The sequence below is a fragment of the Halorussus lipolyticus genome (assembly GCF_029338375.1).
Taxonomy (GTDB): Archaea; Halobacteriota; Halobacteria; order Halobacteriales; family Haladaptataceae; genus Halorussus; species Halorussus lipolyticus.
The window spans coordinates 1,191,071-1,215,382 of sequence record NZ_CP119804.1 but is presented as its reverse complement, the minus strand read 5'-3'; the positions used below and the strand labels follow the sequence as shown (position 1 = coordinate 1,215,382).

The 24,312-nt window shown below is 64.3% G+C and carries 25 protein-coding genes; 13 read left to right on the top strand and 12 right to left on the bottom strand.

Annotated elements, in window-relative coordinates; translation table 11 throughout:
• Positions 1-71 precede the first annotated feature (71 nt).
• Positions 72-704, top strand: a complete 633-nt coding sequence (locus tag P2T57_RS06135; protein WP_276301606.1) for a VOC family protein — start codon at positions 72-74, stop codon at positions 702-704.
• A 317-nt stretch (positions 705-1,021) separates the two neighbouring features.
• On the opposite strand, the gene P2T57_RS06130 is transcribed toward P2T57_RS06135, so the two are convergent.
• A complete protein-coding gene (locus tag P2T57_RS06130) occupies positions 1,022-1,288 on the bottom strand; it encodes an elongation factor 1-beta (RefSeq protein ID WP_276301605.1) in 267 nt (88 codons plus the stop codon).
• 2 nt (positions 1,289-1,290) lie between these two features.
• The gene (locus P2T57_RS06125) at positions 1,291-1,470 is read right to left on the bottom strand and encodes an HVO_2753 family zinc finger protein (protein WP_128478397.1); all 180 of its coding nucleotides are present in this window, start codon (positions 1,468-1,470) and stop codon (positions 1,291-1,293) included.
• 224 nt (positions 1,471-1,694) lie between these two features.
• On the opposite strand from P2T57_RS06125, the gene P2T57_RS06120 reads away from it, so the two are divergent.
• Positions 1,695-2,639: an FKBP-type peptidyl-prolyl cis-trans isomerase gene (locus P2T57_RS06120; RefSeq protein WP_276301604.1), complete on the top strand. Its 945-nt coding sequence runs from the start codon at positions 1,695-1,697 to the stop codon at positions 2,637-2,639.
• Between the two features lie 124 nt (positions 2,640-2,763).
• Here P2T57_RS06120 and P2T57_RS06115 read toward each other — a convergent pair whose 3' ends face one another.
• The 5 genes from P2T57_RS06115 to P2T57_RS06095 form a co-directional block, all read right to left on the bottom strand.
• A complete protein-coding gene (locus P2T57_RS06115; RefSeq protein ID WP_276301603.1) occupies positions 2,764-3,528 on the bottom strand; it encodes a hypothetical protein in 765 nt (254 codons plus the stop codon).
• A gap of 50 nt (positions 3,529-3,578) precedes the next feature.
• The gene (locus P2T57_RS06110; protein ID WP_276301602.1) at positions 3,579-4,205 is read right to left on the bottom strand and encodes an RAD55 family ATPase; all 627 of its coding nucleotides are present in this window, start codon (positions 4,203-4,205) and stop codon (positions 3,579-3,581) included.
• A 27-nt stretch (positions 4,206-4,232) separates the two neighbouring features.
• The gene (locus P2T57_RS06105) at positions 4,233-4,943 is read right to left on the bottom strand and encodes a MinD/ParA family ATP-binding protein (protein ID WP_276301601.1); all 711 of its coding nucleotides are present in this window, start codon (positions 4,941-4,943) and stop codon (positions 4,233-4,235) included.
• A gap of 483 nt (positions 4,944-5,426) precedes the next feature.
• Positions 5,427-5,597: an HEWD family protein gene (locus P2T57_RS06100; protein WP_276301600.1), complete on the bottom strand. Its 171-nt coding sequence runs from the start codon at positions 5,595-5,597 to the stop codon at positions 5,427-5,429.
• Between the two features lie 112 nt (positions 5,598-5,709).
• On the bottom strand, positions 5,710-7,500 hold the full coding sequence (locus P2T57_RS06095; RefSeq protein ID WP_276301599.1) for an ABC transporter substrate-binding protein: 1,791 nt from the start codon (positions 7,498-7,500) through the stop codon (positions 5,710-5,712).
• A gap of 143 nt (positions 7,501-7,643) precedes the next feature.
• Between P2T57_RS06095 and P2T57_RS06090 the strand changes: the two genes are divergently transcribed.
• Both P2T57_RS06090 and P2T57_RS06085 read left to right on the top strand, forming a co-directional pair.
• Positions 7,644-8,633: a YbhB/YbcL family Raf kinase inhibitor-like protein gene (locus tag P2T57_RS06090; RefSeq protein WP_276301598.1), complete on the top strand. Its 990-nt coding sequence runs from the start codon at positions 7,644-7,646 to the stop codon at positions 8,631-8,633.
• Between the two features lie 189 nt (positions 8,634-8,822).
• On the top strand, positions 8,823-10,271 hold the full coding sequence (locus P2T57_RS06085) for a sulfite oxidase (RefSeq protein ID WP_276301597.1): 1,449 nt from the start codon (positions 8,823-8,825) through the stop codon (positions 10,269-10,271).
• A gap of 19 nt (positions 10,272-10,290) precedes the next feature.
• Here P2T57_RS06085 and P2T57_RS06080 read toward each other — a convergent pair whose 3' ends face one another.
• On the bottom strand, positions 10,291-10,770 hold the full coding sequence (locus tag P2T57_RS06080; RefSeq protein ID WP_276301596.1) for an FKBP-type peptidyl-prolyl cis-trans isomerase: 480 nt from the start codon (positions 10,768-10,770) through the stop codon (positions 10,291-10,293).
• Positions 10,771-11,142: 372 nt separating this feature from the next.
• Between P2T57_RS06080 and P2T57_RS06075 the strand changes: the two genes are divergently transcribed.
• Positions 11,143-12,015 carry an extracellular solute-binding protein gene (locus P2T57_RS06075; protein ID WP_276301595.1) on the top strand — a complete coding sequence of 291 codons (873 nt, stop codon included), beginning with the start codon at positions 11,143-11,145 and terminating at the stop codon, positions 12,013-12,015.
• 334 nt (positions 12,016-12,349) lie between these two features.
• On the opposite strand, the gene P2T57_RS06070 is transcribed toward P2T57_RS06075, so the two are convergent.
• Positions 12,350-12,811: a DUF7992 family protein gene (locus P2T57_RS06070; RefSeq protein ID WP_276301594.1), complete on the bottom strand. Its 462-nt coding sequence runs from the start codon at positions 12,809-12,811 to the stop codon at positions 12,350-12,352.
• A gap of 194 nt (positions 12,812-13,005) precedes the next feature.
• Between P2T57_RS06070 and P2T57_RS06065 the strand changes: the two genes are divergently transcribed.
• Positions 13,006-13,149 (top strand): hypothetical protein, encoded by a 144-nt coding sequence (locus tag P2T57_RS06065; protein ID WP_276301593.1) that lies wholly within the window; start codon positions 13,006-13,008, stop codon positions 13,147-13,149.
• Here the strand turns inward: P2T57_RS06065 and P2T57_RS06060 are convergent, their stop codons facing one another.
• Both P2T57_RS06060 and P2T57_RS06055 read right to left on the bottom strand, forming a co-directional pair.
• Positions 13,150-14,550: an alkaline phosphatase family protein gene (locus P2T57_RS06060; RefSeq protein ID WP_276301592.1), complete on the bottom strand. Its 1,401-nt coding sequence runs from the start codon at positions 14,548-14,550 to the stop codon at positions 13,150-13,152. It lies immediately after the preceding gene.
• Positions 14,547-15,749 carry an inositol-3-phosphate synthase gene (locus tag P2T57_RS06055; RefSeq protein WP_276301591.1) on the bottom strand — a complete coding sequence of 401 codons (1,203 nt, stop codon included), beginning with the start codon at positions 15,747-15,749 and terminating at the stop codon, positions 14,547-14,549. Before P2T57_RS06055 ends, P2T57_RS06060 begins: the two co-directional genes overlap by 4 nt.
• 170 nt (positions 15,750-15,919) lie before the next feature.
• Between P2T57_RS06055 and P2T57_RS06050 the strand changes: the two genes are divergently transcribed.
• From P2T57_RS06050 to P2T57_RS06020, 7 genes are all read left to right on the top strand, one after another.
• Positions 15,920-16,720, top strand: coding sequence for a TatD family hydrolase (locus tag P2T57_RS06050; RefSeq protein WP_276301590.1), 801 nt, complete (start codon positions 15,920-15,922; stop codon positions 16,718-16,720).
• A 5-nt stretch (positions 16,721-16,725) separates the two neighbouring features.
• Positions 16,726-17,556, top strand: a complete 831-nt coding sequence (locus P2T57_RS06045; RefSeq protein ID WP_276301589.1) for a sugar phosphate isomerase/epimerase family protein — start codon at positions 16,726-16,728, stop codon at positions 17,554-17,556.
• Positions 17,557-18,504, top strand: coding sequence for a UbiA family prenyltransferase (locus P2T57_RS06040; protein ID WP_276301588.1), 948 nt, complete (start codon positions 17,557-17,559; stop codon positions 18,502-18,504).
• A 123-nt stretch (positions 18,505-18,627) separates the two neighbouring features.
• Complete coding sequence (locus P2T57_RS06035; RefSeq protein ID WP_276301587.1) at positions 18,628-20,619, top strand: PQQ-dependent sugar dehydrogenase; 1,992 nt, start codon at positions 18,628-18,630, stop codon at positions 20,617-20,619.
• Positions 20,620-20,992: 373 nt separating this feature from the next.
• A complete protein-coding gene (locus tag P2T57_RS06030) occupies positions 20,993-21,841 on the top strand; it encodes a sugar phosphate isomerase/epimerase family protein (RefSeq protein ID WP_276301586.1) in 849 nt (282 codons plus the stop codon).
• Positions 21,842-22,002: 161 nt separating this feature from the next.
• Positions 22,003-22,785, top strand: coding sequence for a DUF4397 domain-containing protein (locus tag P2T57_RS06025; RefSeq protein WP_276301585.1), 783 nt, complete (start codon positions 22,003-22,005; stop codon positions 22,783-22,785).
• A 160-nt stretch (positions 22,786-22,945) separates the two neighbouring features.
• Complete coding sequence (locus tag P2T57_RS06020; protein ID WP_276301584.1) at positions 22,946-23,767, top strand: DUF4397 domain-containing protein; 822 nt, start codon at positions 22,946-22,948, stop codon at positions 23,765-23,767.
• 21 nt (positions 23,768-23,788) lie between these two features.
• On the opposite strand, the gene P2T57_RS06015 is transcribed toward P2T57_RS06020, so the two are convergent.
• On the bottom strand, positions 23,789-24,283 hold the full coding sequence (locus P2T57_RS06015; protein WP_276301583.1) for an acyl-CoA thioesterase: 495 nt from the start codon (positions 24,281-24,283) through the stop codon (positions 23,789-23,791).
• Between the last annotated feature and the right edge of the window lie 29 nt (positions 24,284-24,312).

Below are 24,312 nucleotides of genomic sequence, written 5' to 3'. Positions count from 1 at the left end.
TCGAAACCGCGTCGTGTCGGTGACGCGAATGTTACCTGAGACCTATTGTTGCTCGCCGACTACCCAGCGGTATGGCAGACGAACGCCGACCGGCCGAGGACTTCGAGGTCACCGCCGACCTTCCAGATAGCCCCATCAACACCACCGGCACCGACCACGTTACGCTCGTCGGGAGCAACGCCGAGGAGACCATCGCCTTCTACCGGGACCTCCTCGGGATGCCCCTCGTGCTTCGCCAACCCAACTTGGACGACCCCGACTCGACCCACCTGTTTTTCGACACGGGTGACGGGCGTATCCTCACCTTCTTCGTGAACGACGACCGGCCGTCGAACCCGCGGCCCCAGCGCACCGGCGTCGGCGCGGTCCACCACCTCTCGTTTTCCATCGACCCCGAGCGATTCGTGGAGGTCCGCGAGGCCCTCGAAGACGCCGGGCGAGGCTACAACGAGTTCGACCGCGGTATCTTCCACTCGCTGTACACCAGCGACCACAACGGTCTGACCATCGAACTCTCGACCGACAAGTGGGCGATTCCCGACGACCGGCGCGGCGAAGTCCTCGCCGCGGCCCAGCGAATCCGCGAGGAGGACGGTGCCGACTTCGCCGAGGAGCGCCACCTCGAACAGGCACTGGACGAGTTGGGCATCGACGCCGAGAAGTTCGACCTGCCGGACGCGCCGACTGGGGCCGGGACGCCGTAAGTTTCGGTAATCCGGACAAAAGCCCCGGCGCGCGGGAGTGACGAGCGAAGCGAGGCAAACGACTCGCGCGAGGGACGAACGACCGAGCGAAGCGACGGGAGTGAGGAGGCTGGGGAGGTGTGAGGTTCGCGGTAGCAGTGCTATGCGGAGACTCCTTTGCTCAGACGGTAGCTAGCCCTGACCTTCTTTTGCATTGGTCTAAAGTAACTTTCTAATGCCCTAACAAAGATTCTCATTTCTCAGCCGTTAGAAAAGCGCCGAGATACCCGTCGCTCACCATCGAACAAAAAACCGCAACTGCGGAGCCGAAAACCGAATTAGATGCGGCCGACGTTCTGGACTTCCACGCTCTCGACGCCTTCGACGTTCGAGAAGCCCTCCTCGACGGCTTCCGTCCCGCCCGTGTCGTCGGGGACGATGACCGTCGGGAGGAGGGCGACGAGGCCGAACGCCACTTCGTCGCGCTCGAAGCCGTTAATCTTCGCGCCCTCGGGGAGCGAGTCTTCGAGCGTCTCCTGAAGCTCGTCGAGGTCGATTTCGGGACTCTGCGGCATGACCTTGATTTTGGCGGCTACCTTTCCCATGGTTACGGACCCATAAACCCGCAGTCGGGGCACTCGTAGAGGTTGCTCTGCTTGCGACACTTGGCACAGCGGTAAATCTGTTGCCCGCAGTCGGGGCACTTGAACGACGCCGCGTTCGTCCCGGAGATGTTAATCCCGCAGGAGACGCATCGTCGCGCCTGCTTCTGTTTGGACTGGCTCATACCCCCTCCTACCCGTCCGCGACTTTAAATCGTTTCGATAGGGGCCGGTGTCGGGGGCCGCCAGACGACGGGCGAGCGCGTTCGGCGAACGCCGGTGTCCTCGCCGAAAATTCCGTATTCGGGCGTCCTACCCGGCCTGTGTCGTGTTGTCGCCGGTTCGCCCGGTGGACGACCGCAAAACACGAAACGTGATTCTTAAGGGGCGAACGAGCGACGTTCCGGGTATGAGTGAAGAACAAGAGGCCGAAGCGGCCGACGCAGAGACAGAAGAAGCACAAGCGGAGGCCAATGAAGGGTTCCAGAACGGCGACTTCATCCGTCTGGACTACACCGCGCGCACCGTAGACGACGGCGACATCGTGGACACGACCGACCCCGAAGTCGCCGAGGAGGAGGGTCTCGACGAGGAGGAGCGCGAGTTCGAACCGCGCACCATCGTCATCGGCGAAGGCCACATCTTCGAGAGCGTCGAGGAGGACCTCGTCGGCAAAGAGGTCGGCCACTCGGGCGAGACGACCATCCCCGCCGAGGAGGCCTTCGGCGAGTACAACCCCGAAGAGGTCAAGACCGTCAGCGCCGACAAGATTCCGGAAGACGAGCGTTACCCCGGTGCCCACGTCAACGTGGACGGCGACCACGGTCACGTCGAGACCATCATCGGCGGCCGCGCTCGCGTGGACTTCAACCACCCGCTGGCCGGCGAGGACATCGAGTACGACTACGAAATCGTCGGTGAGGTCGAGGACCGCGTTGAGCAGGCCCAAGGTCTCGTCTCGATGTACATCGACGCCGACCTCGACATGTGGATCGAGACCGACGAGGTTGAAGAGGAAACCATCGTCGAGTCCGACGACGAGGACGCCGAACCCGAGACCGAAACCGAGACGGTCGAGAAGGAGACCCTCTACATCGAGAGCACTCCGCAGTTGGCAATGAACCAGCAGTGGATGTTCCAGAAACAGCAGATCGCCCAGAACGTCATGGACCAGCTCGGTCTGGACCGCGTCATCATCCAAGAGACCATCGACGGCGGCGGCATGGGTCCGATGGGCGGCATGATGGGCGGCGGCATGGGCGGCGCTGACCTCGAAGAAGCCCTCGAAGACGCCGACGTGGACGAGGACGAAATCGTCGAGGAACTCGAAGAAGCCGAAGCCAGCGACGAGTAAGCCAGTTTTAGTCTATTTTTTGAGTGAGGGGCCGTGCGACTATCGATAGAGACATCCAATGCAGAACCTATCTCTCGAAAGAATTGCTCGGTTTCATACTCCTAAAACCATCTCGGAGTAGCTACTAACCTAATTGGACGACCGACAGGTTGGTGTTCCAACGTCCCGATTTGAGTTCGAGCGAACTACCGCTATCCTGAAATGCGGCCACCGAAACGACGTCGCCCTTGCTCGCCTCGAACAGCGCGTGACTGGTCAGCGTTTCGTCGTAACCGCCCGAGGAACCTCTCGTTTCGCTTCCTATCCTCGTTCCGTTCAACGAGATACGGTTGCTGATGAGAGTCTGGTCTGGCGGACTGTTGAACTTGACCGTAAAGGTCGCCATGTAGGTCCCCGCCCCACTGAGTTGGATTTCGTGGTTGCTCGCATCAAACTCGGAACGGTGGTCGAATGCCGTCGTGTCGTACTGGATTTTACTGGTCGTCCCACTCGACAGCGTTTGGGCAGTGGATAAGTACGTGACGACTCCGATGTCCGTCGGAGAAGTTGCGTTCAGATTCCCGCTACTGTCGATACTCAGGTTTGACCCAGCGATGTTAGTGAGCGAGTCGCCGCCCGTCAGGGGACCTTCGAGCGTACCGATGTTACTGAGTGAACCCCCACTGGTGGTAGCACGGCTTATTCCGATGCCATTCTTTACGATCTCTTGACCTCCAACTCCTAGCGAGAGTCCGCCGAGACCAGTAAGTGCTGTTGCTTTCAAGAAATTTCGACGCCCGGATGCTCGGTTGGAACTTTCACCCTCGTCGGCCATCTCCTCCTGTACAATCTCTCGTATTTTGGCTTCAGAAACGTCGTCTTCAGTTTGGTCTTTATTATCTTCTACCATACCCAAATATCGAAATACATATACTAAAAACTTAATCGTTCTAGCTGGAATTATGCGATGTCCCGACTCGTGTCGATGCGGACCGACTCGGCGAGTTCCAGTTTGATGGTCTCGGAGAGCGCCCGTCCCCCGCGGAACTTCGGCACCGCGAGGCGGGTCTCGATAGTGTCGCCGGAGTACTCGATGTGCAGTTGGAACACCACGTCGGCGACGTGTTCGGTCACGTCCCGCGAGTCGGGCACCGCCCGACCGTCGAGGCCGTGGAGAATCGCCACGCCCTCGGTGTTGTGGAGGTGGTTCTGGAGGTCGTTGAGGAAGTTCCGATACCTGCCCTCGTCCTGCTTCTCCAGCAGGTCGATGGGGTCGATGATGAGATTCGAGTCCTCGGGGAGCCTCCGAAACAACCGCTGGGAGTGGTCCAGCGGAGCGTCGCCCGGCACCCGGCGCACGTCGGGCGACCCGGTGTTGCCCGGGGCGCGTTCCAACGCTTTTGTCACGGCGGCCTCGTCGCGGTCGGTCGAGAGGTAGAGCGTCCGTCGCGCCGAAGTGAACTCGTAGAGCAGTAGCTCCGCCTGACTCGCCGGAGGAGCCGACAACGAAACGATACTCCCCTTCGGTAGTCCTCCGTCGAGTTTCCGGTCTAACACTTCGATGCCGGTCGAGAGACGCCGTGGCACGTATTTGCACGCTTTTGGAACGTTGTTTCATAAGTATTTGGGCTGAAGGGCTGACACGAGACGGTCGTGTGCAGACCGGACTCGCTCGTCGGCCAGCGGGTCGCGGTCCGAGGACGGCGGGCCGTCCCCCGACTTCTCGCACGGTGTGATTCCGGCGTCGGGCACGGTCCCGAGGAGCGGACACTCCAGAAGCCGCGACACGCCCTCGGGGGCCTCGGTGGCGCGGGAAACCACCGCACCCGCGACCGGCGTGCCGAGTTCGCGGGCCATCGCGGCGGTCTTGGCGGTGTCCCGCAGACAGGCGGGTTCGGCGGTCGTCACCACCACTACGGCGTCGGCCGCCCGGAGCGGTGCAACTGCGTCGGGTCCCGCTCCCGCCGGGCAGTCGAGGAGGACGCTATCGGCCCACTCCTCGGCGCGACCGACCGCGGCAACGTCCGAGTCGGGCGGAGACCGACCAGTTGCTCGCCCGTCGGCCGGACCGCTCCCGGCGGGCAAGACCCTGACGCCGCACGTCGGCGCGTCGGCCACGCCGGCGGCGAACCGCGAGGACCACCCCGCGGCCACGGCGTCGAGGCCGGGCCGCCGGGCTACCCCGGCCATCGCGTGGAGGTCGGGCATCTCCCGGTCGGCGTCCGCCGTGAGGACGACTCTGCGCTGGCGAGCGAGCGCCCCGGCGAGTCCGAGCGTCGTGGTCGTCTTCCCGGCACCGCCCTTACCGCCGGCGACTGCGAGCATGGTCCGGGGTTGTCGCGGCTTCCGGTTTGAACGTTCGGGTGAGAGGGGAGTGCGACGATTCGAGTTGTCGTCGGACTGGACGGGCGAACAGCAGAGTCGCGGTGATGAAGTCTTCTTGAAGCCCCCGCCCGGTCGCGGTCGCTGGCCGACATATCTGCGCCTTCCCGCACCGGAAGACAAACCGCGTCTTCCGAGCCTCGCCTCTCTCCGTTCGGCGAGACACCGCGCGGCGCAGATAGGGGTCGGCCAGACGACTAAACTGGACGCGACCGGGCGGCCCCTTCATCCCACCCGACGGTTGGTCAGTTGGGCGTTCGCTGGCGGGCGATTGGCCGACTGCTCCTTGGAAAGGTAATTATTTTCTTAGGAATGGAAAATAAATTCTTGGAAATGCTTTCTAATTGTCTATGCGCATCTTACCATTTTCCGAGTCTCGAATTCGGCTTCGATTGGGCTTCGGTTCGGCTTCGAGGACGGTCCGATTCACTCCCGAATCGGCAGGTACGTCCCGTTGATGTCCCAGTCGTGGATGCAGTGGGGGTTGCCGGCGTGCGCGTCGTCCCGAATCCGCCAACTCCGGGAGTCGGGATTCCACGCGTCCCGCCGCCCGCACTCTCGGCATTCGCGCTCGTCCGGCGGGTCGAGTTCGGTCATCGGGTGACAACAGGGCGCACGAGTACTTAAACCAGTTCCCTCCAACAAGGTTTTCCGCGAATCGGGCGAGGAGAGTCGGCCGACGAGCGTCCGACCGTCACTCACTGGCCGGTTAGTCGCGTTTGCCGACCCGAACGTCGGTGTACTTGTGCTTGGAGAACCCGGCGGCCCCGGTCTTGGGCACGTCCACCCAGTCGTAGTAGAACCCCTCGCCGACGGGGTGGTAGACCGGGAGCGCGATAACGTCCTCCCAGTTGGCGGACTCCATCTCGCGGTAGGCCTCAGCGCGGGCTTTCCGGTCGGCGTCGCTCCCCGACGAATGGTCGAGGACCGTCTGCCACGCGCTCTCGGCCCGGTCTGCCGCGTCCGTGCCGCCCCAGAAGAAGAATTGGTCACCCGACGAGGGCGGGTAGAGAATCTTGAGGAAGCTTTCCGGCGAGGGGTAGTCCATCACCCACCCGTAGGTGAAGGCGTCCAAGTCGCCGTTCTGGCCGCGCTCGGCGATGGTGGCGAACGGAACGCGCTCTACGGACACGTCCACGCCGACCCGAGCAAGTTTGTCCCGCAGGAGCTTTCCGGTCTCGAACCACGCCGTCGCGTCGTAGACCGAGAGGGTCATCTCGGCGGGATTGTCGGGACCGTACCCCGCCTCGGACAGCACGCTCTGGGCCTCGTCGAATCGAGATTCACCGAGACCGTAGGGGTACTGCTCGGCGTGGTCCTCGTAGGCCGGGTTGCCGCCGGGGTAGAGGTTCGGCGGCGTGAGGTGGCCGGCGCGCTTGCCCCGGCCCTGATGGACCTTCTCGACCTGCGTCTGCTGGTTCAGGACGTAGGCGACCGCTCGGCGGACCGGCCGCTCGACGTTCTCGGCGTTGAACCCGAGGTAGTAGGTCCACGTCAGCGGAATCTGGCGGTACTGGACGGTCTCGCCGTTCTCGGGCAGGGGACCGTAGGTACCGACTTTCCGGCCTTTCCGGTCGGTCTTCTCGATACTGACCAGATTCGGGTCGAACTTCCCGGTCGGTACCCAGAAAGCGTCGGCGTTCCGGTTGATGGCGTAGGTGTAGGCCGCCGAGGGGTTAGAGGTGACCTTCCAGTGAATCCCCTCGACGTAGGGGCCGTCGCCTCGGTAGTCGTCGCGCGCCGTGACCGAGTACTCTACGTCTTTCTTCCACGTATCGAGGACGAACGGTCCCGCGCCGACGGGGTTCTCGGTGGCGAACTCCTCGTGACTCATCTCGCCGTCGTAGCCCTCGACGTCGCCGAGGACGCCCTCGGGAACCACCGAGAACGCCGGGTAGGCCAGCACCCCGAGCGCGGTGTGGAAGGGTTCTTCGAGGCGAATCTCGACGGTCCGGTCTCCCTTCGCTTCGACCCCGAGCGAACCGGGGACGTACTCCTCGGTGGTCCCGTCGTCGCTTTCGACGGTTTCGGTCTCGTGTTCGACGCCGAGAACGTCGAGGAGTTTGCTCGCCGACTGCGAGTGTTTCGACCCCGCGAGTCGCTCGAAGGAGTAAACCACGTCGTCGGCCGTGACCGGCCGGCCGTCCGAGAAGGTGGCCTCGGGGTCGAGTTCGAAGGTGTGGACTCGCCCGGCCTCGGAGACGCGGTGGTCCTCGGCCAACAGTAGTTCGGGGTCGATGTTGCCCTTCGGGTAGTGGACGAGGCCGTCGAACAACTGCGTGACGACGGTGGTTGACTCCGAGTCGGCGGCGGCAACGGGGTCTAACGTTCGGATAGCGGAACCGACCATCCGAAACGTCCGCTCGCCGCTCGGGTCGTCTGCTGTGGGCGCGCTTCCGGAACAACCGGCGAGACCGACGCCGACTGCGACGCTCCCGGCGGTCCCGAGGAAGGCGCGACGCGACGCGGAGAGATGGGTGGGAGTGTTGTCGTGTGTCATGATGAAATGGCCGTCTCGAACGACGGACAGGTAGACTGCGTTCAACCTTCGAACGAAGACGCGCCTACTTCGTCTTTGTGTGGGAAAACTTATCACGGTAAATATCCCCTAACTGCTTTCGCCCAGAACCTCTAACTCGTCCCATGCGCAGACGAACGATTCTGCGCTCGGCCGCGGTGGCCGCGACGACCGGAGTCGCAGGGTACGCCGGAGCGAGTCGGAACCGCGGTGAGCGAACGAATTTCGAAGGACAGCAAACCGACCAAGCGACAACCACCGAGGACGGCGAGTTCACGCTCTCGACCGACGAGTGGGAGAACGGGGAGTCGATTCCGACCCGGTTCACCTGCGAGGGTGAGAACGTCTCTCCTCGCTTCTCCATCTCGAATCCGCCGGAGGACACCGAAGCCTTCGCGCTGGTGATGGACGACCCGGACGCGCCGAACCCGCCGTTCGTCCACTGGCTCGTCTGGAATATCCCGGCCGACGCCGGCGAGATTCCCGAGAGCGTCCCGACCAGCGAGACGGTCGGTGCGCTCGGCGATGCGGTGCAAGGAGCGAACGGGACCGGCGAACTCGGCTACGTCGGGCCGTGTCCGCCGGAGGGCGACCCACAACACACCTATCTGTTCAGTCTCTACGCGCTGGAATCGTCGCTGGACCTCGGCCCCGGCGCGGAGTACCGGCAGGTCGTCAATGCGGTGATGCGAAACGCCATCGGTCGGTCGCGGTACGTCGGCCAGTACGAGCGAGACGCCCGGACGACCACGACGGAATCCGAGGAGACGACGACGGGGGCCGAGTCGGGCGAGACCGTAGACGTTGCGGTCGGACCGGACGGCAAGTATCTCCAGTTCGTGCCCGAGGAGGTCGAAATCTCGGTCGGCGACACGGTTCGGTGGACCGCCGAGAGCGAGGGACACAACGTGAGTTTCAAGCCCGAGGCCCACTCGAAAGTCGAACTCCCCGAGGGTGTCGAACCGTTCGCCACCTACGAGGGCAACCGGTCGTTCATGGTGATGGAGGTCGGCGAAACCTTCGAACACACCTTCACCGTCCCCGGCACCTACGGCTACGTCTGCGTGCCCCACGCCGGACAGGGGATGGTGGGCCGGGTGATAGTCAGCGAGTGAGGGTTCGACCTCCGAACTTTTGCAGATGCAACGAATTCCTTCCCGGTTTCGATGAGAACGTTCGGGATGGTTGACGGAATCTCAGTAGTGACGAGGAATACTTTGGTCCGCGAGGAAGTTTGATTAATCCGGCACTAAACGCCACGTCAGACGGAGATTTATACTGTTAGAGGTTGCCAAACGCTCTGTATGTCCGGGGAGACAGGGGACGACACGGAGACGCCGCGAGACCAGTATCTCGACCGGCGGCGATTTCTGATGGCGACCGGCACGCTGGCGGGGGTCGGCGTGCTGGCAGGCAACGTCGGCGGACAGGACGGGACGACTACCACCGAAGGCGGCCAAGAGACGACGACTCGGCAACCCGAGGAGAGTCTGCAAGAGCGGTATCCGGGGCTTCGGATTCTGGCGGCCGACCCGGCGAACGCCGAGGCGGCGTCTCGCACGACCTACGAGAGTTTCGTCACGCCGCGCGAGGAGCATTACATCCGAAACCACTACTCGACACCGGACATCGACGAGGACGAGTGGACCGTCTCGCTGACCGGGATGGTCGATTCGGAGGTCGAACTCTCGATGGACGAGATTCGAAACGGCTACTCGACCGAGACCGTCACCCACACGATGCAGTGTTCGGGGAACGGTCGGTCGTACTTCGACCCGCAGGTTGGGGGGAACCAGTGGACGTTCGGCGCGGTCGGAAACACGGTCTGGACCGGTACGCCGGTCAGCGAGATTCTGGAGGAGTACGGCGCAGACACCAGCGAGGGGTCGTGGCTGTCGGTGATGGGCGGAGAGGCCCCAGAGGGCGAGGACATCTTCACGCGCTCCATCCCGATGTCGAAGGTGATGGACGACTGCCTGCTGGCCTACGAGATGAACGGGAGTCCGATGTCGGGCGAACACGGCTTCCCGGTGCGTCTGCTGGTGCCGGGATGGTTCGGCAACAACAACGTCAAGTGGGTAGACAGGATGCACGTCATGGACCAGATGGTGTTCGGCGACGAGTGGGAGGAGGGCGACCAGCGCCTCTACACCCACTGGCAACAGTACTCCTACCGCCTCATCCCGATAGACGAGGAGGTCAATCAGCAACCCAGCATCTCGACCTTCGACACGCAGGACCAGATGGAGTCCGACGAGATTCGCCACCCCTACCTGTACGACCAGATGGTCAAATCGCTGGTCGGCTATCCGCCCGAGGACGCCACGATTACGCCCGGACCCGGCGGGACCGTCGAAATCATCGGCGTGGCGTGGGCCGGCGACGACGAAGTGCAGACGGTCGAGGTTTCGACCGACGGCGGCGAGTCGTGGTCGGAAGCCGAGTTCTTCGGTCCGGTGATGGGTCCGGCGTCGTGGCGGCAGTTCCGGTACGTCTGGGACCCCGAACCCGGCGACCACACCATCATGTCGCGGGCCACCGACGAACAGGACCGGACCCAACCCGCGACCATCTCCGCGCCCGACGAGGCCTTGCTGGGGATTCAGGACGACAAGTACCCGTGGAACACCGGCGGGTACGGTGCGACCGCCTACGAACCGCTCGCAGTCGCGGTGACGGTCGAAGCGGGAGAGACCGAGACGCCCGGCGGGGAGACGACCGAGAGCGCAGAGACGACGACCACCTCGTCGTAGCCGATTCGGGCGACCGCTTTTAGCCGTCGTCGTAGGCGTCGAGCAGTTTCACGTCGAACTCGACCGCGAGGCCCGCGAGTTCGTGGTTGAAGTCAACCGTGACCGTCTCGTCGTCCACCGCGGTAATCCACCCCGTCTCGCCGGTCTCCGAGCGGACGAGTTCGCCGGGTTCGGCGGTCACGTCGCTTCTGGCCTCGAGGTCGGCCCGCGGGAACTCGACCACTTTCGACTCGTCTCGCTCGCCGAACGCTCGGTCGGGTTCGACCCGGACGGTGCGCTCCTCGCCGACCTCCATCGCCCGTACCGCGTCGTCTAACCCCGCCACGACCTTCCGTTCGCCGACCCGGAACTCCAGCGGTTTGTAGTCCCGGTGGCCGTGATAGACGTCCTCTGCCATTGCCACGTCCACGTCGGTCGTGTCGAAGATTTCGCCTTCGTCGTCGCCCTCCGCGATTCGCCCCGTGAAATGCACGACCGCAATTTCTCCCCGAGAGGCCATAGCGTACCACTCTACGCTCGTCCTCTTGAATCAGGGGGAGCGTTCAACCCCGACAATGTGATTTACCGGGTGACAGAGTTCGAGACACCGGTCGAACGCGACGGCCGACGCCTCGATTCGTTCGCCTGCTCGGCAGTCTCGTCGGCCCGGAGTCCGACCGGATGGGGCGGAGGAAGCTTCGAAATCATTTCCAAAAGACAACAAATTGTTTCCTTGAAAAACAAATATCGTGTTTAATACCGAATACTGGTCGAAGACGACTCATTCAGACCGCTCGACTCTCGGATTCGACACCTCGCTCGTTCCGCCGAAAACCGCGTAACCGCTATCGGTTACGAAATTATTTTCCCGTGCCGGATTACAGTTACGCACATGCCGAATCGGCGCGATGTCGTCCGTCGCGGTGCCGGTCTGTTCGCTGTCGGGAGTGCTGTGGGCGTCGGCGCGCTGGCGGTCCGGTCGGACGCCGACGAAACCGAGGCCGGACGAGACCGGGCGTCCTCGACCACCGAGCGAGAGCGAGGCCGGGCGAACGTCCTCGTCGCCGGAAGCCTCCAGAAACTCGCCACCGAAGTCGGCCGCGCCAGCGTCGAGGCCCACGGGAGCGTCGCCTGCCGCCGCCTGCTCGAAGACGGCCTGCGCAATCCCGACGCGGTGGCGCTGGCCGACCCGCGCCTCTTTGCCGGACTGACAGAGCGCGTCACCTGTTTCGCCACGAACGCGCTGGTCGCGGCGGTCCGCGACGGCCTCGCCGACGAGTACGACGACTGGCGGGACCTCCTCGCGGACCCCGGCCTCTCGCTCGGCCGGACCGACCCCGACCGCGACCCCCTCGGGTACCGGACCGTGATGGCGCTCCGACTCGCCGGGGGTATCGACGCCGAGGAGGTCCTCGCCAGAACGAGCGTCTTCCCCGAGACCGGTCTCCTCCGGACGCTGGAATCGGGCGGCATCGACGCCGCGTTCGCCTACCGGAACATGGCGGTCGAACACGACCTGCCGCACCTCGCGCTCCCCGACCGAATCGACTTCTCGAACCCCGAGTTCGCCGACGAGTACGCCGAGGCCAGCGTGGAACTGGAGAACCGGACCGTCACGGGAGCGCCGATTCGCTACGCCGCGAACGCCCGGACTCCTCGGGGCGAGGAGTGGGTCCGGAAGTTGACCAGCGCGACAGAGACGCTGGAAGACGCCGGGTTCGGGGTTCCGGAGTCGTACCCCCGCCAGCGCGACGTTTCGGGGTAGGGATGCGCTCGGTGGGACAGTCCACCGGGACGCGCTCGGTGGGACAGTCCACCGGGACGCGCTCGGTGACACAACCGCTCGTCTGGGTGGACTGAAAGGGGCCGGTCGCTGGCGCACCGCGTGGTCGTCTCAGGCGGCCCTATTTCGCGGGCGCAGAACTGCGCCCGCGAAATATCCGTCTGAGCGACCGCCGGAAGACAACCAACGTCTTCCGAGGCCACACTCGCTTCGCTCGTGTGACCGCCAGCGACCGGGGGCTTTCTAAACGACCTTCTCTGTCGTTGCTGTTGCCGTACTCTCAGAAAAGAGAACTTATAGAACGAAAGACACCGAGTTACGTCTCGAAATCCGGCAAATCGTCGGGCGCTTCGTAGTCGCCCTCCCAGTCGATGTAGTTGTCCTCCAGCACGTCGCAGACGATTTGGCCGAACTCGGTCATCGCGGCGTTGATGCCCGACACGGTGTTCCACGAGTCGATGTCGGGGTGGTACTCTCTGGCCTTCCAGTCCTCGGGGATGCCCGGCGCGTGGTAGCCCACCCGGTCGGCGAACGAATCCCAGAAGAAGTCGAACTCCTCGAACATGTCGAGGTCCTGTGCGATGGCGTACTCGTCTTCGTCGAGGTCGGTGTGGGCCGCCCACTCGTCGAAGGCGTCGGCCCACGCGCCGTCTTCGAGGTACTCCTCTAACTCGTCGCGCCGGTAGTCGTCGCCCTGCACGTCGGCGTCCTCGTACTGGGAGGCGTCTACCTTCGTGGAGAGCGACGGCGGCGACGGCTCGTCAACGTCGAGTGACATGCTCCGAGGTACGCTTTCGCCCGGCAAAAAGGTAGTCGTCGGGGAATCAGAGCAACCGGACGGAGATTGAAGCCGACTCGAAAACGAGAGGAGAAGTGTTTTAGAAAGCGACCGGTCGTTCGGCCAAGTGTTGGGGTCGGAATGGTCGAATTTCGCCGTAGCGCTTTTCAGACTGCCGATAGACGTTGTTCCGGATGACAACCACGGAGTGTCCGGTCTGCGGCGGGCCGGTCCACCAGTACGAGCGAATCGAGACCACACACCGAGGAGACCACTATCGGTTCTGCTCCGACGAACACAAGTCCGAGTTCGAGCGACTCCCCGACGAGTTCCTGTAGCTACTCCACCACCGAGGACCCCTCGAAGTCCATCCCGAGGTCGTCCTCGACTCCCAGAAGGCCAGCAATCGTCGGCGCGACCTGTCGGGCGTCTACCTCGCTCGGGAGTTCGTCGGGCGCGGCCGGGCCGCCGAAGGCGCAGATGCCGCCAACGTCGTCGTCCACCCGGCCGTGGGACCCGCTGATTTGCGACGGCGAGAGCGATACCGGGACCTTCTCGCCGAAGAACAGTTCGCAGGGGTCGAAGCCGGGTTTGGCGTGGATGTCCATCTCGGTGGCGTAGGAGGGCGGTGTCTCGTCGTCGGCCCACCAGTAGTACTGGAACCACGCGTCCGGGTCGGCGACGAGGACCAACTCGCCCGAGTCCTCGTGGTCGATTCCGTACTCGGCTTTGCCCTCCTCGCCGAGGACTTCGGCGACGCCATCCAGTCCCGCGAGGACCTCGCGGGCCTCCGGGATGGCTTCTTGGTCGGTGTAGACGTGTGCGGCCTGATGGTCCACCATGGCGAAGGCGTCGGAGGCCGGAATGTCCACGTCGATTCCGCCCTCGCCGTCCTCGCTGTCTTCTGCCTCGCTGTTTTCCGCCTCGGTGTCCTCCTCGTGTGCTTCCAGCAGTCCGGCCTCGCGGAGCGCGCGATTCGGGAAGACCGGCGTCTCGACGCCGTGGAATCCGTACTCGCTGACGACGCCGACTACCGTCTCGTCCCACCGGTCGTCGTTCCGGAGGTGGTCCAGAAACCCGCCGACCATCGCGTCCACGGTTTCGACCGCGTCCATCAGTTCCGCCGAATCCGGCCCGTGGCGCTGGGCGTCGTAGTCCAGATGCGGGACGTAGACCCAGAGCAGGTCGGGGTCGTAGCGTTCAACCGACTCGCGCGCCGCGGTCAGAATCCACTCGCTGGACTCCTCGTTCGCCCCCGGTCCCCAGTAGTGATGGAGCGGGAAGTGGCCGTGTTCGGCCTCTAACTCGTCGTAGAAGTCGTCGGGGTTGGTCCAGCAGTTCATCTCGATGAGGTCGTTGTTCTCGTCCTCGATGGGCGAGGGCGTCACCGCCACGTCTGCGTTGGTTCCGATGAGGTGCTGGAAAAAGAGCGCACCCGTGGTGAGTCCGGCGTCTCTCGCAGTCTCCCAGATTCGCTCGCGGTCTCCTCGGTCGCGCTCCCAGAAGGCCACCGAATCGGACTCCCTGTCGTACTCGCCGTTGGCCACGTCGCCGTGGGTCGCGGGAGACTGACCGGTCGCCAGCGTGGTCTGGACCGGAATCGTCACCGCCGGGAAGGGCGGTCGCAGGTCGGCGGCCGATTCCCCGAGGAGGTCGGTCAGGTTCGGCGCGTGGCCGCTTCCCAGATATTCGGGTCGGAAGCCAACCACGTTGAGGACGACGACTCGCTCGGCGGTCATTCCTCGGCCTCCAGATGTCGCTCGGCGTACTCGTCCAGCAGGTCGAACTGCCGGGACAGGTCGTGTTCTTCGACGCCCATCGGGGCCTTGAAGAACGAGGCCAACTGTGGCTGAAGCCCCGACTCGCCGTGGTCGTCGGCGTGGGCGACGAGTCGCACCAAATCGAGGACCAGCGGCGCGGCCAGCGCCGAGTCCGACCCCTCCCACGTGAACTGCATCGTCATCTCGGTGTTCAGAAATCCCTCGAAGTGAACGTAGTCCCACGCGGTCTTCCAGTCGCCCAGCGACGGCGTGTAGTCGATGCGGACCCGGTTGTGGCCGACCTCGGGCAGAATCGAGTCGAGAACGTCGCCCTTGCTCGCCAGCTTCCCGGCCTCGTTTTCCTTGTCTTCCAATACCTTTCCATCTGTATTCCCAAGGATATTGTGGCCTTCCCACGACATGACCCGGAGGTTCCGCCCGGCGAACATCGGCGCGAGCGCGGACTTGACAAGCGTCTCGCCGGTCTTGGCGTCCCGGCCCATATGGGGCACGCCCTCGTCCTCGGCGACTTCGTGCAGTCCGCCGAGGGCCGACCCCGTACTCGGTGTGAAGTTGACGTAGGGGTGGCCATCGACCAGCGCGGCGTAGGCGTAGAGCGAACTCGCCGGCAGGTCGGCGTCGTCGTCGGCGACGGCCTCCTCGAACTTCTCGCGGGTGTCGTATCGGTCGGCGTCCGCCAGTTCGGGTTCGGTCGAGGCCACGTTGACCACCACGAGTCTGTCGAGATTGTGGTCGCTCCGGAAGGTCTCGTAGTCGTCCCGAATCTGGGCCACGACCTCCTCGACGCTGAAACGCTCCTCTAATCGCTCGCGGTCGCTCAGGTCGGCGACCGCCCTGCCGCAATTGACCGCGGTTCCGGTCCGGATTCGCCCGTCGATTTCCCGGAGGTCCTCCTCGACCGCATCGACCTGTTCCGGTTTCGGCACCCCGCTCTCGGAGAGGACTCTGGCGGTCTCGACCACGCTAGTCTCCCGGATGTCGTGACCGCCGAAGCGAAGGTCCTCGACCGCCGGAAGGTCCAACGCCGAGTAGGGTCTCCGCCCGGTCACCATCCCCGTCTGGTCGGTCTCACCCCGAGCGATCGCCCTCGCCCCCGCCATCGCGGTCGTCGCCACGTTCCCCCGCGCCCCGACTAGCCACACACCTGTATCGGTCATCCACTACCCACTAGCCGAGGAGACCCTTTTGTTTTATGAGATAACTGAAATATTTTCGACGGTCGAAAATACCTTCCGGGGCGACTCCGAGCGCGCCCTTCGCCGGTATATGTTGTATAATTGAACGTAACGTCTTCATAACAAAGTCCCGCCGGCATCTGATTCGAACGATGCGTATCATCGACCCACACATGCACATGGTCTCCCGGTCGAGCGACGACTACGAGCGCGCTCGCCGGGCCGGAATCGAGTGCTGTATCGAACCGGCGTTCTGGAGTGGGACGGACAAGCAACACGCCGAGTCCTTCTTCGACTACTTCGAGCAAATCATCGACTTCGAGACCGAACGCGCCGAACGCGCTGGCGGGATGGACCACTACGTCACCATCGCCTTAGAGCCGAAAGAGGCCAACTACCCCGAGATGGCCGAGGAGGTCATGGATAAAATCCCGGAGTATCTGGACCGCGAGAACGTGGTCGGTGTCGGCGAAATCGGTCTCGACCAAGGCACGGACGAGGAGGAACGTGCCTTCCGGCGACAACTCCAGATGGCCGAAGAACGAGAGCTACCGGTCATCGTTCACACGCCGCACGAGAACAAGCCCGAGGGCACCGAGCGACTGGTCGAGATGATTCAAGACGAGGACGTGACCGAGGAGCGAATCATCATCGACCACAACACCGAGAACACCGTCGAAACCTCGCTCCAGACCGACTGCTGGGTCGGGTTCACGCTCTACCCCGGCAAAATCGAGGACGAGAAGGCAATCGACCTGCTGGAAGAACACGGCACAGACAAGATGATTCTGAACAGCGCGGCCGACTGGGACCCCTCTGATCCACTCGCCGTGCCGAAGGCCCGCGACAAGATGCTCGACAGGGGTTGGGACCGCGAGGAGGTCCGAAAAGTCGTCTTCGAGAACCCCTACGAGTTCTTCAATCAGTCGCCGAACTTCGACTACGAACCCTGAAATCCATGGAGTTCGGATTCTCAGCCAACGCCTTCCGCGACTACGGCCCGGTCGAGACAATCGAGATTCTGGCCGACATCGGCTACGACGGCGTGGAACTCCTGTTCGACCAGCCACATCTCTACCCGCCCGAGACCACCGACGCCGACGTGGCCGAAATCGAGGACGCCCTCGCAGACAACGACATCGCCATCAGCAACTGCAACGCCTTCATGCTGACCGCAATCGAGGGCTTCCATCACCCCTCTTACATCGAGGAGGACGCCGAGTACCGCCAACGGCGCATCGACTACACCCGAGAGGCCCTCGAAGTCGCCGACGCACTCGACTTCGGCTACATCTCCATCGAACCCGGCGGGCCGATTCCCGACGGGAAGTCCCGCGAGTGGGCGATGGAGACGTTCGCACAGAGCCTGAGCGAGGTGATTCCGACCGCCGAGCGACTGGACGTGGACCTGCTGGTCGAACCCGAACCCGACCTGCTCATCGAGACGACCGACCAGTTCCTCGACTGTCTGGAGATGGTCGATTCGGACGCGGTGGGGTGCAACTTCGACGCCGGGCACCTGTTCTGCGTCGGCGAGGACCCCGCCGCCGCAGTCGAAACCCTCGCGCCCTACACCCAACACTACCACGTCGAGGACATCCCCGAGGACCGGTCGCACGAACACACCCAACTCGGCGACGGCGCGATGGACGTGGACGGCTTCCTCGAAGCGGTGGACGACTCGGGCTACGATGGCTTCGTCACGGTCGAACTCTACCCCTATCAGGAGACCGCCGAGGAGACCGCCCGCAAGTCCTACGCTTACCTCGAAGACCACGGGTGGGTGTGAGTGGCAGTCTTCGACGCCGACTCGCGGAGCGTCCGAACCACGGCGTCGGCCTACGCCGAACTCGTCCGGGTGCCCAACCTGTTCACCGCGCCGCCGGACGTGATTCTGGGCGGGGCGCTCGCAAGCGCCGCGTCGGCAGTGATTGGGACCGACACCACGGTCTCGCTCCGGGCGCTCGCCGGACTCGCGGTCGGGTCGATACTGCTCTACGCCGGGGGCACGATGCTCAACGACTACTTCGACGCGCCCCAAGACGCCGACGAGCGCCCCGAGCGCCCGATTCCCTCGGGGCGAGTCTCGCGGCCGGCGGCGCTCCGGTTCGGCCTCGGTCTGCTCGGAGCGGGCGTGGTCGTCTCGGGAGTGGCCGCGGGCCTCGGTGGGGCACTCGTCGCGTCGGCGCTCGCCGCGGCCATCCTGCTCTACGACGGGGCGCTCAAGGGCGGTCCGGTCGGCTTTCTGGCGATGGGGTCGGCCCGAGGACTGAACGTCCTCCTCGGCACGACTGCGGCAGTCGGGATTTCGCTCGGTTCGCTTCCGGGGTGGGCGCTGGCGGTTCCGGTCGTCGTCGCTGGCTATATCGCCGCGGTGACGTACATGGCCGCCGAGGAGGCCACCGGCGCGGAACGCCGGGCAGTCGCGGTGGCCGGAGCAGGGGTAGTCGCGGCCACGGCGTCGGCGCTGGCGCTGGTCTGGTCCGACGGGTCGGGCGCACCGCTTGCCGGGAGCGCGTTCGCGGTCGGCTTTCTGGCGTGGACTGGCCGGGCGCTCGTCGGGGCCTACCGGAATCCGGTGCCCGAGGTGGTGGGTCCCGCAGTCGGCACCTGCGTCGTCGCGCTGGTGGTCCTCGACGCGGCGTTCGCGGCGATTGCGGGCGTCGGATGGACGCTCGCAGTGGCGGCGTTTCTCCTGCCAGCAGTCGGCCTCTCTCGCATGTTCGACGTTTCGTAGCCGTAATTCGGTCTTGTCACGGGGAAGACCGAGGCTAACTCGTCCTGTACGTGTTAAACCGTGAATTAGGTGGTACGAACAGTGCTACCAGATTATATACGTTAGCATTGTCGGACGTTCCGGATGACGAGAAACAACGACGACAAATCGTCACGACGTACCTTCCTGAAAGCGACCGCGGCGACCGGCACAGTGGCCGGGGTCGGCGGCGTAGCTATAAATAACGTAACAGGACAGGAGCGACAGGAGTATCGATTCGGCGGCGAGGTCGCCGGGTGGATGGGGCGCGCGCCCTCCCAAATCGAGGGCCAGACCAACCCGACGATTCAGTTGCAGGCCGGACAGGAGTACGCCATCACGTGGGAGAACACCGACGGCAGACCGCACAACGTCGCCATCCTCGACAACGAGGGCAACGCGGTCGAATCGACCGAAATCATCTCCGAACAGGGCGCGACCCAGACGTTGGAGTTCACGGCCCGCGAGGGGATGGCCGAGTACGTCTGTGAGGTCCATCCGGCGTCGATGCGCGGGGACATCCGGTTCGAGGGCCAGACGACCACGGCGGGCGAGGAGGAGGCCGAGCGATTCATGCCTCGCGGCGCTGGCATCGGCGTCCAACAGGTCGCCAGCGGACTGACCTCGCCGGTGGCGCTCCGCGCGCCGCCGAACGACGACCGGCAGTTCATCCTCGACCAAGTCGGCCAAATCTACGTTCACGGTCCTGACGGACTCCAAGACGAGCCATTCCTCGATATTCGAGACCGACTCGTGGACGTCGGCGGCAGAGAAGGGAGCAACTTCGACGAGCGGGGTCTGCTCGGCATCGCCTTCCACCCGGACTTCCAGAACAACGGTCGGTTCTTCCTGCGGTACAGCGTGCCGCTGACCGAACCGCCGTTCGTGAGTAGCGTCGATTGGAGCGGCGTGGAGGACCTACAGGAGTACGACCACGTCGAGGTCCTCGGGGAGTTCCAAGCCAGCGACGACCTCAGCACCGGCGACCCCGAGTCCGAGACCCGACTGCTAGAGATGCCCTCACCTCAGTTCAACCACAACGCCGGGGACGTCGCGTTCGGCCCGGACGGCTATCTCTACGTCCCGACAGGAGACGGCGGAGACGCCGACGACACCGGTCTCGGCCACGTCGAGGACTGGTACGACGCCAACGAGGGCGGGAACGGACAGGACGTGACCCAGAACCTGATGGGAGGGGTCCTCCGCATCGACGTGAACAGCGAGCAGGAGAACCTGCCCTACGGCATCCCGGACGACAATCCCTTCGCGGAGGGCGGGGCATTCTCCGACTACGAGGGCCTGCCGGAGTACTTCGCGTGGGGCTTCCGGAACCCGTGGAAGGCCTCGTTCAACGACGGCGAACTGTACGCGGCGTCGAACGGCCAGAACCTGTTCGAGCAGGTGGACATCGTTCAGCAGGGCGGCAACCACGCGTGGAACGTCAAGGAGGCCACCCACTGCTTCAGTACCGAGAACCCCAACGAACCGCCCGAGGAGTGCCCGAGCGGGACGCCCGATAGCGTCCGCGGCGGTGAACCGTTCATCGACCCCATCATCGAGTATCCCCACACCTATCAGGGCCGAGGAGTCGGCGTCTCGGTCATCGGCGGGCACATCTACAGCAACGACGCCATCTCCGGCGTCACTGGGAAGTACGTCTTCGGTGACTACAGCAGGACCGGTGCCGACCCCGCGGGCCGCATCTTCGCCGCGACTCGACCGGGCGAAGCGGACGGGACGACGACGGAGGGCGGCGAAACCACGACTGGAGACGGCGGCGGCGACAGCGACGAACTCTGGTCGCTGGAGGAGCTACAGATTGCCGGTGCCCCGAACGGCCAAATCAACATGTTCATCCTCGCGTTCGGGCAGGACAGTCAGGGTCGAATCTATGTCCTCGGCAACGACATGGGCGTCCCGGTCGGCGACACCGGGAAGGTCTACCGCATCGTCCCGGCGGGCGAGGGCGAGGAGGTCGAACGCCCGCGGATGGAGACGACCACGACGACGACGATGGCCAAGGGCGAGACCACGACCGAAGGCGGCGGCATGACTACCACGGAAGACGGCGGCGAGACGACCACGACGAGCAACTGAGCGACGACCGAGCGACACCGGGCGGCGACGAGTCGCCGCCCGACAGCGGTGTCGTCGGAGCGGTGAGAAAGACGCATTTCCAATTCTTTAGCAATCCTACGAATTTGTAAGATATGTCCAGACATTTCTCAAACGAAGGGGCGCGTTGTGTCCGCTCGACGCGCCACGACGGGCCGACCGACCCTCAGTCGCTCCGCTCGCCGGTGGCGGCGCAGAGCGCCGCGCACCGCTCACGTGACCGCGAGCGGCTGGGGTTTCGAGAGCGTTCACTTCTCCGCTGGCAGTGGGGCGTCCTCGTCGCGTCTACATCCAAAGTCGTCCGTCACGTCGGAGCGAGGACAACACGTAACTTCCCGGCCGTCGTCCACGCGCTATGACCGAACTGGCCTTCTCGACCAACGCCTACACCGAGTACGAACTCCCGGAAGCCGTCCGGCGCATCGCCGACCACGGGTACAGTGGGGTGGAACTCCTCGGCGACGACCCCCACGCCTACTTCCCCGAGTTCGGCGACGAGGACCGGCGGGCGGTGCAAGACGCCCTCGACGAGACCGGTCTCGAAGTCTCGAACATCAACGCCAACACCGCGATGGGGTACTACGACGACGCGCCGCCTTCGGCGTTCTTCGACCCGAGCGTCGTCACCGACGACGACGAGGAGCGCGCGTGGCGCGTCGAGTACACCAAGCGCGCAATCGACCTCGCCGAGGCCGTCGATTCTCCGGCGGTCTGTCTCGCCACCGGCAGACCCCTGCCCGGCAACCCTCCCGAGGAGGCCCACCAATATCTCCGCGAGTCGCTGGCCGAGATTCTGGACTACGCCGAGGACCGGGGCGTCGAGGTCGGCATCGAGTACGAACCCGAACTGCTGGTGGAGTGTACCGACGAAGTGCTGGCGCTCATCGAGGACGTGGGCCGGGACTCGCTGGGTATCAACCTCGACGTGGGCCACGCCGCAGTCTACGGCGAGGACCTGACCGACACCATCCACCGGAGCGCGGGCCACATCACGGGCGTCCACCTCGAAGACATCGTGGGCGGTCGCAGAGGCAAACACTACCACCGCGTGCCGGGCGAGGGGGACCTCGACTTCGCGGCCATCTTCGATGCCCTCTCGGACATCGACTACGACGGGTTCGCCACGCTCGAACTCTACACCTACCCCGACGAACCCGACCGGGTGGCCGAGGAGGCCTACGAGAAGCTGTCAGGGTACGTATAATGAAATAAACCGATTAGGAATCGGTTTCCGCCAGACGAAAGCCGAATTCGTCGTGTGACGAAACTCTCCGGTAATACTGGTTTCTGCCGGCTATTCTCGGCCTTACGCCGTGAATGGTCGTGCCGATTTATGTTCGATTCGTCCTGAGAACCGTCTGCGGTATGAGTGAACAACAAAACAACACGATAGGACGGATGGCGACGCTCGGCGTCGCTATGCTGGTGATGCTGAGTTTCGTCGGCGTCGGAATGGTAACAGTGGGAGCAAGCGGACAGGAAGACGGGTCTGCACAGGTTCGGGTCGCGCACCTCTCGCCGGACGCGCCCGCCGTGGACGTGCTGGTTGACGGGAGCGCCGCGCTCGAAGGCGTCGAGTTCGGCACCGTCAGCGACTACCTCGAACTCTCGGCCGGAGAACACACCGTGACGATTCAGACCTCGGAGAACGAGACGGTCGTCTTCGAGGGCAACGTCTCGGTCGAGGCCGACACGATGTACACCATCGCGGCCACCGGCGAGGTCAGCGAGGAGACCTTCGCGCCCGAAATCTACGTTGACGACTTCGAGTCGCCGAGCGACGAGAACGCCACGGTGCGCCTGATTCACGCCTCGCCCGACGCCGGGCCGGTTGACGTGACCGTCGCCTCGTCGGGTGCAGTGCTGTACGACAACGCCTCGTTCCCGAACGCGACCGACTACGCGAGCGTTCCGGCCGGTGACTACTCGCTCGAAATTCGGCCCGCGACCGCCGACAACGACGGCGAGGTCCTGACCACGGTCAACGTCTCGCTGGAGGGCGGCACGGCCTACTCGGCTATCGCGGCCGGGTACCTCTCGCCTGACGACGAACCCGCGGACACGCCCTTCGAGGTCCTCCTCGCCACCGATTCCAGCGGCGAGATGATGGGGACGGAGATGGGCAACGAGACGACCACCGAGATGTAGACGCGGAGTCTACGCTACTTTTTCGCGGCGTAAGCCAGATTTCGAGCGCGGCGCTCGGAGCTACCGTGCCGTAATCCTCGGGTTGCGTCTCGCTGTCCCGGATTACGCGGTTGGACGGTCGTCTCGCTTTATATTGCGCCGAATCGGATAATCGTCAGAGATGCTGAGAACGAACTCGACACGAACGCGAGCGATTACGATTGCAGTCGCACTCGCCGTCGTCGCCAGCCTCGGCGTCGGCTCGGTCGCATCGCTGACGAATCCGACCGCGACGGTGCAGGACCCCGAGAACTCGGCGGTCCGCATCGCTCACATGTCGGCCGACGCGCCCGCCGTGGACGTGCTGGTGGACAACGAGACGATTGCTCAAGACCTCGAATTCGGCGACGTGACTGACTACCTCGACCTGCAGGAGGGCGAGTATCGAGTCAGTATCGTCACCGCCGAGAACGAGACGACCGTGTTGGCGCGTCAGGTCTCGGTGCCCGCCAACGACCGACTCACGCTCGCGGCGGTCGGGCAGGTCGCGGAGAACGCGACCGAGGAGTTCCGACTCGTCGCGCTTCAGGACGCCTCCAGAGCGCCGAGTGGTTCCAACGCCTCGGTCCGACTGGTCCACGTCTCGCCCGACCTCGGGCCGGTTGACGTGACGGTCAACCGGACCGGTGAAGTGCTGTTCGACGACGTGCGATTCGGCAACGCGACCGAGTACGTCACGGTCCCCTCGGGCGTCTACACGCTGAACGTCCGGGAGGCCACCGAGGACAACAACGGGACCCTCGTCTCGTCGCACACCGAGAGCCTCGTCAACGCGACCGCCTACTCGGCGTTCGCGGCACCCGAGGACGAGCAACCCGACGAACCGGTCGCGCTGTTCGTCGCCATCGACCAGACCGACAACCCCGAGATACCCGGTGTGACGGCCACCACCGAGACGACCGAGGCGGAGGCTGACGGCAACGAGACGACGACCGAGGCGTAGGCAGGCGACTCGCTCGTCGTCCTAGTCGTCGCCGGTCTCCTCGATTTTCTCGGCGACGGCCGCCAACTGCTCGCGGCGCTGTTCGCGGGCGGCGTCCCTCAGCGCCCGCTGGTTGTCGGTCGGACAGTCGAGGTCCGGGACGGGGGTCGGCCTGCCCTCGTCGTCCAACGCGACGAAGGTGAAGAAGGAGGTGGTGGTCTCGCGCTCGTCGCCCTCTCGGGGGTCCTCGGCGCGCACGTCCACCTTCACGTCGATGCTGGTCTTGCCCGTGTTGAAGACGAAGGCCTCCACGATGGCGACTTCGCCGAGGTCGATAGGCGAGATGAAATCCACGTGGTCCATCGACGCCGTGACGCACTGGTGGTTCGAGAACCGCATCGCAGAGATGGCCCCGCAGATGTCCATCCAGTGGAGGACCGCTCCTCCGAGCGCCCGGCCGAGATTGTTGGTGTCGTTGGGCAGGAGCAGTTCTGTCATCTCGGTGTACGAATCCATCAGCGTCGCGGTGTCGGACATTACTTATCGTGTCTCGCGCGCGAGGGTTT